Consider the following 11,149-nt stretch of genomic DNA (forward strand, 5'->3'; position numbering starts at 1 on the left):
CTTCAGAAGAGCAGCCGCTTAATAAAATAACCAAAGCAAAAGACAGCAAAAATATCCTAGTAACAACCGTTTTTACTTTTTTATTAAATTCAAATTTTACCTTGTTTTTACAATACTCTGTACTCTTTCCCCACACCGCATAATTGAAAATGGGGGGGGGGGGGTAAATAAATACTTCATAATAAATGGTTTAAGTTGGAAATAAAAGTAATTAAATAAATATTACCGTTATAAAAAAAGTAACACTATAGAAGCTTTTATCTTTCAACCTTTATTTGTTAAGAAAAAAGAACCCCTTTACGGAAAAACCGTAAAGGTAATTTCAGGAGAATTGTAGTTTTATAAGTTTTTCTATATTTTTTGTCGGTGCAAATCGGATATATGAAATATAAATTCTAAGAAATCGATAAAATTATGTCTATCAAATTAAGATTTAAAAGTTTACAAATTTTTAAGAACATCCGAAATCAAACAAGACACAGTCTCGCTTCTTAAGATATTTTTAAAAGTTTCTCTCCTATTAATCCTTAATTTTGTTTTTTCTAATTCTAAATAACATTGCCAACCCTGCAAAATTTACCGCTGTCGCATGCCGCTGTTGTTGTTAATTTCAACCCAGATGCCGTTCCTTTAAAGTTAATCGAAATGGGGTTAATTGCCGGTGCAGAAGTGAAGCTCATCCAGATTGCACCGCTCGGCGACCCGTACTTATTCGAAATTTCTGGCAGTTACGTGGCTATTCGCAAAGAGTTGGCTGCACAAATTGAAGTAGCCGAAGTAAGCCAGTTGAGCCATGAGTAAACATCTACATAAAATTGCGCTCATTGGTAACCCAAATACGGGCAAAACCTCGCTTTTCAATAAGCTTACCGGATTAAATCAACAAACCGGAAATTATCCCGGAGTAACCGTCGACCGTAAATTAGGATACACCCAGTTAACCGACGGACAAAAAGCAGCTGTGCTCGATTTACCCGGAACCTATTCGCTAAATGCGAGCAGTTTAGACGAAAGTGTGGTAACCGATTTACTGCTGAACCCCGCCGATAAAGACTATCCAGACGTTATCGTTGTTGTTACGGAAGTTGAAAATCTGAAGCGCAACTTACTGCTTTTCACACAAATAAAAGACCTACAGCTACCTGTCGTTCTTGCCATTAATATGGCCGACCGGATGCAAAAACGCGGGATTTCACTAGATATTCCAGCACTTGAAACCGCACTCGACACAAAAATTGCGTTGATCTCAAGTCGCAAGAACACAGGTATTAAAGAATTAAAAACGCTAATTACTGAGCGTAATAAACTTTCTCGAAACCCAATCATCGATATTAGAACAGTTGATGAGAACTTTTTTAAAAGCGTCGAACAAACGGCGCCCAGCCGAAATGTGTATGAAAGCTGGCTGTTTCTGTCATCCGAACACTACAAACTAAACGACCAAGCAACCGACCCGAAACAGCTTTCGGTAACAGCTTCAGATCTAAAACGTTTGCAACAAAAGGAGGTGATAAAACGCTATCAGTTTATCAATAACGTATTAAAATCCACTCAGAAAACAGACCTTTCCCTGGCAACTGATTGGCGCTATAAACTCGACCGTATCTTTACGCACCGTATCTTCGGCTACCTGATTTTCGCCGCTATTTTACTGCTTATTTTTAATGCGATTTTTAGTTGGTCGAGTATTCCTATGGATGCCATCGACGCGGCGTTTGCATCGCTTTCAGAATACACAAAAAGCCACATGACGCCAGGCATGCTTCAAGAATTGCTCGCCGACGGGATTATCCCTGGTATAGGCGGAATTGTAATTTTCATACCACAAATTGCCTTTTTATTCTTGTTCATTTCGGTCCTAGAAGAATCGGGATATATGAGTCGCGTGGTTTTCTTAATGGACCGCATAATGCGTCGTTTCGGCCTTTCCGGAAAAAGCGTGGTTCCCTTAATTTCGGGAACAGCTTGTGCCATTCCTGCAATTATGGCCGCTCGAAACATCGAAAATTGGAAGGAGCGTCTAATCACAATTTTGGTGACGCCGTTTACTACCTGCTCGGCACGCTTACCTGTGTATTCAATTATTATCTCATTAGTTATCCCGAACCGAATCGTCTTAGGTTTTATCTCCATGCAAGCTTTGGTACTTATGGGCATGTATCTGATCGGTTTTGCAATGGCTATTTTGGCAGCAACGATTTTAAATAAGATCATCAAACTAAAAACCAAACAGTATTTTGTTATCGAAATGCCTGATTATAAGTGGCCGCTTCCGCAGAACATTGGGATTACGGTAGTTGAAAAAACCAAAGCCTTTGTAATGGGTGCGGGTAAAATCATTTTAGCTATATCGGTAATTCTCTGGTTTTTGGCTAGTTACGGACCTGGTGAAAATATGGATCAAGCCGGAGCGCGCGTAACCATGGAACAAGAATACGCCAACGGAGGTACTTACGAACAAGCCGTTGCCGCTGCACGTTTGGAAGAATCGTACATTGGGCGTTTGGGTCGCGGAATCGAGCCTGTAATTAAACCTTTGGGCTACGATTGGAAAATTGGTATCGCCATACTTACCTCATTTGCAGCGCGCGAGGTGTTTGTAGGAACCTTAGCAACCATTTACAGCGTGGGCGGAACCGAAGATGAGGAAACCATCAAACAAAAAATGCGCGCCCAAACTGATGTAAAAACGGGAAAACCCATTTTTGATCTAGGAACCGGATTATCGATTCTGATGTTTTATGCCTTTGCCATGCAATGTGTATCAACCTTAGCAATTACAAAACGTGAAACCAATAGCTGGAAATGGCCTCTGATGCAATTGGCTATTATGACAGTCTTGGCCTATTGTATTGCATTTGTAGTTCACGAAATAGCCAGCTGATGCAAGAAGTAATTGCCATAGCCGCCCTCCTACTAGCACTCATCTTCTTGGTGCGGAAATTTTTCTTTCCAAAAAAGAAAGGGAAAGATTGCTGCGGTTAGCAATTTGTTATCCTAAAAAACACAAAACAGGCCACTCTTTTTATTGCGCGTTCATACAATAAAACGAAACTACCCGACGCTTTTTGAGTTAGTTAGTTCTACAACTTGTTTAGTGTTAGGAACAGATTTTCCTAAATCGGATGCGAATATGGAATTACAAAAAAAACCGCCTGTCCATAAAGCTGAACAGACGGTCGGTAAATAACGCTACTACCCGTTATTATTCTTGTACGATCGGATCTCTTAGCGATTCTAAAACCGCAACCACGTCGTTAAACAAATCAGAGTTTGCAGGTACGCCGTTTTCAATAGCGGCAGCTCCAACATAACCTACAAATTTGTCGTAATCGGCATTCGAAGATGTAGTTCCCATACGCGGATTTTGTGCCGGATTGTGTGCGGCTACCATATCCAATCCTGAATAAGTATTTACCGGATTTGTTCCTCCTGTGTTGAAAGAGAAGAAATCCACTAAATTATCTTGTAATACGGCTAAGTTGGTGGTGTTTCCTGCGCCCACTTCAGCTAAAAGTGGAGCAAAGTGCTCTGCTAAGTTTCCTTGAGCCCCCGCCTGAATGTCGGCTACAATAAGTTGCACGGTTCTACCTACTACTTTTCGGTAGGCTAGACGGCCCGATTCAATCATAACGCCGTTGGCTGCGTCTGGGTCTTGTACCATCGCATCGCCGCCGAGACGGTCGTAAATACTGGCTTCTGCTGGTGGTGCACTATTATCATCGTCGTTACAAGACACAAACAAAGGAGCGCCGCTCAATAGCAGCAAGGCTAAGAATTTCAGATTTCTTTTCATAGTTCAAGTTATTTAAGTTAATTAAAAATTCGTTGGATACCTTTTGAGAAATGGTAGGCAAAACCATTTTGTTTCATCGCCGGACAAACTTTTTTACTGGCTAATTCGGCCGGAACTTTAAAGATGCTAACGTCTTTGTAACCTTTTGCAGTAAAGGCTTCGTACACCTTTTGATTACTGGTTTGCGTGTTGTCGTGAAAGAAAACTACAACATTGTTTTTCACAAGCACATCGCCTTTAACGCCCGAGATGGCCGATAAATCATATTCGATTTTCTTTGCTGTGATAGAGTCGATAGGTTGTTTGAAGTCGAAACGACTTACTTGCCAAGTGGCGAGTTCAATGGTAACTGGTTTAGCAGTGGCAATGTGTACTACTAAAATCAAAAACAGCAACAGAATCACAGAACCTGTAGCTACTAAAATTCTTTTAAAATTAATTTTCATAATCGTATGCTTTATGGTGCGCTACGATTATTTACGAGTGTAGTTCTATTTTGGATTTACCGGCGCCTTATTTAGTTTGGTTTTAAATAAAGAGTCGTCGTTCTGCTTGAGTTTTACTACAGCATCGGCATGATCGTTGGGTACGGTCATAGACAATACATACTGCGAAAACAGCCACTTTCCTTTGGTCAGAATTAAGATACCCGATCCGCGACACACGCCGAGGTTAGAATCGAGTAGTTCGTCGAACCAAGCGATGTTTTTTTGTTTGTTGAAATAAATGTTTCGTTCGAGTGGCGTGTACTTCCACCCTTTTCCGCGATCAAAATACGGTTTTGCGAAGGCGGTAAACGCTTGTCGGTCCCAATTTTCGGTAGCATCGGTTCCTATAAAGTGGAAATCGGCACCCATAAGTGCTTCGTAATTCTTCCAATCAGCTGTCGCGGCCGCTTCGTGCCATTGGTTTAACACGGCATCGACATGGGAAAACGCTTCGGCTTTTTTTTGTCCAGCAACGTTCAAAGCGCAAAATAGCAGCGCAACGACTACTTTCACTCGTTTTGACTTCCGACAAAGACAATTATGTGCGTTGCTGAATAATTTCATTAGTTTTATGCTAAGTTGCTACGCCCGTAAACCCTCGAGCATAGCTTGTGTTATTTGCTCCAAATCGTATTCGTGTTTCCAACCCCAATCGTTTCGGGCATGCGTATCGTCTATGCTTGCCGGCCAGCTGTCGGCTATCGCTTGTCGAAAATCTGGATTATACGATATTTCAAATTTTGGAATGTGTTTGGTTAACGACTCCGAAATTTCTTCCGGAGTAAAACTAACTGCTGCCAAATTGTACGAAGATCGAATTTTAATAGCTTCAGGTTCGGCTTCCATGATTTGAATCGTTGCGCGAATCGCATCCGACATATACATCATTGGCAGCGCGGTATCGGATTTAAGAAAACACTCGTACGATTTGTTGGCTAATGCCTCGTGGAATATTTCTACAGCATAATCTGTTGTTCCGCCGCCGGGTGGCGAAGTATAGCTAATTAATCCGGGATAACGCACGCTGCGCACATCGACCTGATACAATTTATGATAGTACTCACACCAACGTTCGCCCGATTGCTTGCTGATTCCGTAAACCGTACTCGGCTCCATAATCGTGTACTGCGGCGTGTTATCTTTTGGCGTCGACGGACCAAAAACCGCGATACTCGAAGGCCAAAACAAACGTTTAAATTTTTTAGCTTTCGCCAAATTCAAAACATGAAACAGCGAATTCATATTCAAATCCCAAGCAAAAGCCGGATTTTTCTCTGCCGTTGCCGAAAGTAATGCAGCCATGAGATACACATCGTCGACCTGATATTTCTCGATCAAATGTTCAATTTGATTATAGTCTAAAGCATTCACAACTTCAAAAATGCCGTCGTTAACTACTTCATTATCCATTTTTCGGATGTCCGAAGCAATTACATTCGAAACTCCGTATTTGCTTCGTAACTGCTTGGTTAATTCCGTGCCTATTTGTCCGCACGCGCCTATAATTAGTACTTTCCTACTCATGGTTGCTGTTTTGCGACAAAGATAACGTTTTCGTTTAGCTGCCAAATAACTAGGATCAAAACCTGTAAATAAACAAATAAAGAATTAAAGCTTTGTTTTTCAATAACTTAAATACGAAACACAAGCAAAATTTAAATAAGCTTTCTTTAACAATAATTCTGATTTCAGAACTTTAGTAAATACGCTACTTTTGTCGAAAGTTTAGATGTGAAACAACTCGCAATCCTTTTTTCGTACCTGATGCTGTTTGCCGCTTGCAACGACAACGATGCGCAACGAAGAGTAGCTACGCAAAAAGATGCTGCTCGGCAAGAAGCGTTTTTCAAGCAGCTCAACAGCGCCTGGAATTTTACGGTTTTAACGCCTAGTCCTTTGGTTCAAGAGCAGCTTCGAACGTGGGCCGATTGGAACCTATTTATTTCTGAGCTCACGTCAAAACCAGTAAGTTCGCTAAGCGCTTTCCAAAAAAAAGCTACAAAATTGGCTACTCGTGCCGCTCTTTTGCAAAACAATATTCCACCGAAATTTGCTACTCCAGAAATCAAAAGTCGGATCGCGGCAGTAGTTGCCTCTGTACGTATGCTCGACATGTATCTTTCTGTACAACAACCACCTATAGAACGCATTAAACCTTTGTTTTCCGAAATCAACACGGCAATGAGTGGTCTAAATACCCAATTTACTGAAATTGCACAACGCGAGCTCGTTCCCATTGAAAAGGGTGAAGCAGATATGTTGCGTATGTTGGATACTACTCGAGCGATTAAAGCCACACCGGTGATCAGATAAAATGGCACAACATTTTCCGTTTTTTACACGTTTCGAAAATGCTACTCCCGTTAAAGCAGTACTCACTGCCCTTTCGGAGAAACAACACAAACTGCACGTAAAGAATCTGGTGGGTTCGGGAATTTCTCTATTGGTACAACGAATTGCTTTACAAACCGAACGACCACTACTTTTATTAGCAACCGATAAGGAACAAGCCGCTTTCTTACTCAACGATCTAGAGCAATTACACAGCGCCGACGACGTGTTGTTTTATCCCGAATCGTACAAAAATCCGTACAAAATTGAGGAAATCGACAACGCCAACGTTTTGCTGCGCGCCGAAGTCCTCAATCGAATAAACTCGCGGAAACGACCACCCGTTATGGTGTCGTATCCTGAAGCGCTGTTCGAGCGTGTCGTGACCAAAAAAGATCTCGACAAAAACACCTTGAAAATTGCTGTTGGCGACAAGATTTCACTCGACTTTATCAATGAAGTGCTTTTTGAATACGAATTCAAACGTGTCGATTTTATAGCCGAACCCGGCGAATTTTCAGTACGTGGCGGCATACTCGACGTATTTTCATTTAGCAACGACCATCCGTATCGTATCGAGTTCTTTGGAAATGAAGTCGAATCGATTCGCTCTTTCGATGTTGAAACGCAACTTTCTGTCGAAAGACAAAAGAAAATAAGTATCATTCCGAATATCGAAAATCGGTTTTTTGAGGAAAATCGAACGCCGTTTCTAAGTTACATCAGCCCACAAACCACGCTGATTTTACTCGACACTCAACAAATTGCCGACAAACTCGACCAGCTTTTCCGTAAAGCCGAAACCGCTTTCGAAAACCTACAGTCGGAAACCAAACATGCGCCTCCAGCCGCTTTATTTCTCAACGGAAAACAATTCTTGCACGATGCCGAACGTTTTGAAGTGATTGAAATGGGAAGTCGCGCGTATTTCGAAAGTCTGAGTATTTCCTTCAACCAAACGCCTCAACCCTCGTTTAACAAGCAATTCGATTTGCTACTCGAAAACTTATCGAATAACCGGTCTAAAAACATCCGGAATTTTCTGTGTTGTGCAAACGAACAACAAGCCAAACGTTTTTACGACATTTTCGAAAGCATTAGCGAACCGGCAGATGATATTCACGAACAATACCAAGCCGTAACCTTACCGCTACACGCCGGATTTATCGATAACGACGCCGGAATTGCGCTCTACACCGATCACCAGATTTTTGAACGCTACCACCGTTTTCATATCAAGAACGGCTACGCCAAAAAACAAGCCATATCGTTTAAAGAACTCAATGGTTTAACCATCGGCGACTACGTGACACACATCGATCACGGAATCGGAAAATTTGGTGGATTGCAGAAAATTCAAGTCGACGGCCGCACGCAGGAAGCTATAAAATTGGTTTATGCCGACAACGACATTGTGTACGTTAGCATTCATGCGCTGCATAAAATTTCGAAATTTAACGGCAAAGACGGCGCCGTTCCTAAAATCTATAAGCTGGGTTCGAATGCGTGGAAAACGCTGAAGCAAAAAACCAAAGCGCGCGTCAAGCACATTGCATTCAATCTGATTCAATTGTATGCAAAACGACGTCTGGAAAAAGGGTTTCAATACAATCCCGATAGCTATTTGCAACACGAGCTCGAAAGCTCCTTTATTTACGAAGATACGCCCGATCAGATAAAAGCAACGCAGGAAGTTAAAGCCGACATGGAGAGCGACCGCCCTATGGATCGTTTGGTGTGCGGCGACGTAGGATTTGGAAAAACCGAAGTAGCAATTCGTGCCGCTTTCAAAGCCGTTGACAACGGAAAACAAGTAGCTGTTTTGGTGCCAACTACTATTTTGGCGTACCAGCATTTTCGCACTTTTTCTGAGCGATTGAAAGAAATGCCGGTGACCATCGGATACCTCAACCGGTTTAGAACAGCAAAGCAAAAAGCCGAAACGCTTAAAGATTTAGCCGAAGGTCGACTCGACATCATCATCGGAACGCACCAGTTGGTCAACAAAGACGTGCGATTTAAAGATCTAGGCTTGCTCATTATCGACGAGGAACAAAAGTTTGGTGTAAACGTTAAAGACAAACTCAAAACCTTGTCGGCAAACGTCGATACACTCACACTTACGGCAACGCCTATCCCTAGAACATTGCAATTTTCGCTTATGGCCGCGCGCGATTTATCGGTAATTACCACGCCCCCACCCAACCGCTACCCTATCGAAACGCATGTAGTTGGATTTAACGAAGAAACCATACGCGACGCGGTTTCATACGAAATTCAACGAAACGGCCAGGTGTTCTTCATCAATAACCGCATCGAAAACATCAAGGAAGTTGCCGGGATGATACAGCGATTGGTGCCCGATGCGCGTATTGGCGTTGGTCACGGGCAAATGGACGGCAAGAAACTCGAAGAGCTAATGCTGGCATTTATGAACGGAGAATTTGATGTGTTGGTAGCCACGACCATTATTGAAAGCGGACTCGACGTGCCTAACGCCAACACCATTTTTATCAATAATGCACAGAATTTCGGACTCTCCGACTTGCACCAAATGCGCGGTCGTGTAGGACGAAGCAACAAAAAAGCGTTTTGCTACTTTATTTGTCCGCCGTACAGCATGATGACCGAAGATGCGCGTAAACGCATTCACGCCTTGGAACAGTTTAGCGAACTCGGCAGCGGATTTAACATTGCGATGAAAGATTTAGAGATTCGCGGTGCGGGCGACCTACTTGGTGGCGAGCAAAGCGGTTTTATCAACGAAATTGGCTTCGAAACCTATCAAAAAATCATGAACGAGGCCATCGAAGAATTGAAGGAAAACGAGTTTAAAGATTTATACAACGAAGTAGAGAGCAACGGCAAAACCTACGTGAAAGACATGGTTATTGATGCCGACTTCGAGCTGCTCTTCCCCGACGATTACATCAACAGCATAACCGAACGTTTGGCGCTGTATAACGAGCTGGGCGAGGTAAAAGACGAAACGGCTTTGCAAAAATTCGAGGAAAAACTCGTTGATCGCTTTGGCCCTTTACCGAAGCAAGCTGTTGATTTGCTAACGAGCTTAAAGTTAAAGTGGTACGGCACTAAATTAGGTGTCGAAAAGGTGGTTTTGAAGCAAAGCAAAATGATTTTGTATTTTGTTTCCGACCAGCAATCCGAATATTATTCGTCGGAGCAATTTCGCCGCATCATCGATTTTGTGCAGAAGAATCCGCAGTTGGCAAAACTCAAGGAAAAGCAAACGCCTGCGGGCCTAAAATTGTTACTCACGTTCGAGTCGGTTAAATCGGTTCGAAAGGCAGTTCATTTGTTTGAGCAGATTTAAATCTAGATTTTTATTTGGGCGTTGCGCGGCGCGTTGCTGTGGTTTTGCAGGTGCCGCGCCGTGCCATACGCTGCAATAAAACGGCACAAAACCGGCCGGCAATCGGTTTGCGTGGGCTTCTGTGGGTCGCCAGCGCAAATCCGTTTTCGGCAGCGGTTTTCTTCGCGTTTTATTTTCCCTGCTGTCACTAACGCAAATTCGTAGCCCAAACTTCGTCGTAAAAAATGTTCATAACCACCCGAAACGTTTATAAACGTTTAAACACGCCTAAAATTCGTCGACAAAAAATCGATTTAGTATTTTTATGCCGGAGGCGGGCTGGAGGCCCCGGAGCGTTGCTGTACCCTTTTCTGCTATTTTAGCATTAAAAGCCGCTTCATTACTCAGGTGTGTCGTTTCATAAAATTCTGCACTTCGATACGTTTTTATTTTTTCCTCAATAAATCTAACTGATTTGCCCACCTTGAAAGGCAAAATTGATTCTTGATTGGTGGCCGAAATTCAAGTTGGTACCCTGTTTCAATTCAAAGCAGGTAGTTGAAATTCGGTAATCCGGTACGCTTAATTGTTCATAACCACCCGAAACGTTTATAAACGTTTAAACACGCCTAAAATTCGTCGACAAAAAATCGATTTTGTACTTTTATGCCGGAGGCGGGCTGGAGGCCCCGGAGCGTTGCTGTACCCTTTTTAGAGAATTTTCACTACAATCCCCTATATTCACTACGATTGGCCTGAATATAAACTGTTTTGTGTTTTTTAATTTTTTCCTTGAAAACCAGTTTCGGACGCTGATTTTGAGAATAGTTTTGCGCTACGAATCGATTGGAGCGGTTTTTAGATCATCAACTTTTGTGTGAACGACATTGATTAGCCCTGATGGCAGCGGAAAACCCACAGCTGCAACAAGGCGTGCGCACACTGTTTTGCTGGCGACCAACGGAAGCCAAGCGAAACGGTTGTGCAAACCCTTGGTGTAGCGCGGATTTGCAGCGAACAGCAGGATTAGCTTCAAACCTACACTAGACTTGAAAACTTTGTTAAGCCTCTGTAATTTAAGTTTTTGAGTAGAATAAAGTACTTAAATTTGATTGTACGCGCGTTTCTAAAATCAAATCGATTTTAAGTCTTTAATGACTTTAAATGCAAGATCAACTTCTTCGTCGGAAACTAAAATGGTGAATTCGAAAGAGGTGGAAA

Annotated in this window: 8 protein-coding genes; 4 read left to right on the plus strand and 4 right to left on the minus strand. The window is 42.4% G+C overall.

What is annotated here, in order from left to right; genetic code table 11:
• Window positions 1–558: 558 nt before the first annotated feature.
• Window positions 559–801, plus strand: a complete 243-nt coding sequence (locus tag ACOVQQ_RS04165) for a FeoA family protein (protein WP_094485543.1) — start codon at window positions 559–561, stop codon at window positions 799–801.
• On the plus strand, window positions 794–2,884 hold the full coding sequence (gene feoB / locus ACOVQQ_RS04170) for a ferrous iron transport protein B (protein ID WP_421817076.1): 2,091 nt from the start codon (window positions 794–796) through the stop codon (window positions 2,882–2,884). The genes ACOVQQ_RS04165 and feoB overlap by 8 nt, the downstream gene beginning before the upstream one ends.
• A 321-nt stretch (window positions 2,885–3,205) precedes the next feature.
• On the opposite strand, the gene ACOVQQ_RS04175 is transcribed toward feoB, so the two are convergent.
• The 4 genes from ACOVQQ_RS04175 to ACOVQQ_RS04190 are packed head-to-tail and all read right to left on the minus strand — an operon-like array spanning window position 3,206 to window position 5,808.
• The gene (locus ACOVQQ_RS04175; protein WP_421817077.1) at window positions 3,206–3,796 is read right to left on the minus strand and encodes a hypothetical protein; all 591 of its coding nucleotides are present in this window, start codon (window positions 3,794–3,796) and stop codon (window positions 3,206–3,208) included.
• A gap of 17 nt (window positions 3,797–3,813) precedes the next feature.
• Entirely contained in the window at window positions 3,814–4,242 is a 429-nt protein-coding gene (locus ACOVQQ_RS04180) for a hypothetical protein (protein ID WP_421817078.1), read from the minus strand.
• A gap of 45 nt (window positions 4,243–4,287) precedes the next feature.
• Window positions 4,288–4,848 carry a nuclear transport factor 2 family protein gene (locus ACOVQQ_RS04185; RefSeq protein WP_421817079.1) on the minus strand — a complete coding sequence of 187 codons (561 nt, stop codon included), beginning with the start codon at window positions 4,846–4,848 and terminating at the stop codon, window positions 4,288–4,290.
• A gap of 18 nt (window positions 4,849–4,866) precedes the next feature.
• Window positions 4,867–5,808, minus strand: a complete 942-nt coding sequence (locus ACOVQQ_RS04190; protein ID WP_421817080.1) for an L-threonine 3-dehydrogenase — start codon at window positions 5,806–5,808, stop codon at window positions 4,867–4,869.
• A 207-nt stretch (window positions 5,809–6,015) separates the two neighbouring features.
• Between ACOVQQ_RS04190 and ACOVQQ_RS04195 the strand changes: the two genes are divergently transcribed.
• Together ACOVQQ_RS04195 and mfd are read left to right on the plus strand one after the other, a co-directional pair.
• Complete coding sequence (locus ACOVQQ_RS04195; RefSeq protein ID WP_421817081.1) at window positions 6,016–6,597, plus strand: hypothetical protein; 582 nt, start codon at window positions 6,016–6,018, stop codon at window positions 6,595–6,597.
• Window position 6,598: 1 nt separating this feature from the next.
• The gene (gene mfd, locus ACOVQQ_RS04200) at window positions 6,599–9,949 is read left to right on the plus strand and encodes a transcription-repair coupling factor (protein ID WP_421817082.1); all 3,351 of its coding nucleotides are present in this window, start codon (window positions 6,599–6,601) and stop codon (window positions 9,947–9,949) included.
• Window positions 9,950–11,149: the final 1,200 nt, after the last annotated feature.

It is taken from the genome of Flavobacterium sp., from assembly GCF_049240005.1.
Classification (GTDB): domain Bacteria; phylum Bacteroidota; class Bacteroidia; order Flavobacteriales; family Flavobacteriaceae; genus Flavobacterium.

Bases quoted from the DNA above. Each gene is read 5' to 3' on its own strand.
- ACOVQQ_RS04185 (WP_421817079.1), bottom strand. From the start codon at position 4,848: ATGAAATTATTCAGCAACGCACATAATTGTCTTTGTCGGAAGTCAAAA.
- ACOVQQ_RS04180 (WP_421817078.1), bottom strand. From the start codon at position 4,242: ATGAAAATTAATTTTAAAAGAATTTTAGTAGCTACAGGTTCTGTGATT.
- ACOVQQ_RS04190 (WP_421817080.1), bottom strand. From the start codon at position 5,808: ATGAGTAGGAAAGTACTAATTATAGGCGCGTGCGGACAAATAGGCACG.
- ACOVQQ_RS04175 (WP_421817077.1), bottom strand. From the start codon at position 3,796: ATGAAAAGAAATCTGAAATTCTTAGCCTTGCTGCTATTGAGCGGCGCT.
- feoB (WP_421817076.1), top strand. From the start codon at position 794: ATGAGTAAACATCTACATAAAATTGCGCTCATTGGTAACCCAAATACG.
- mfd (WP_421817082.1), top strand. From the start codon at position 6,599: ATGGCACAACATTTTCCGTTTTTTACACGTTTCGAAAATGCTACTCCC.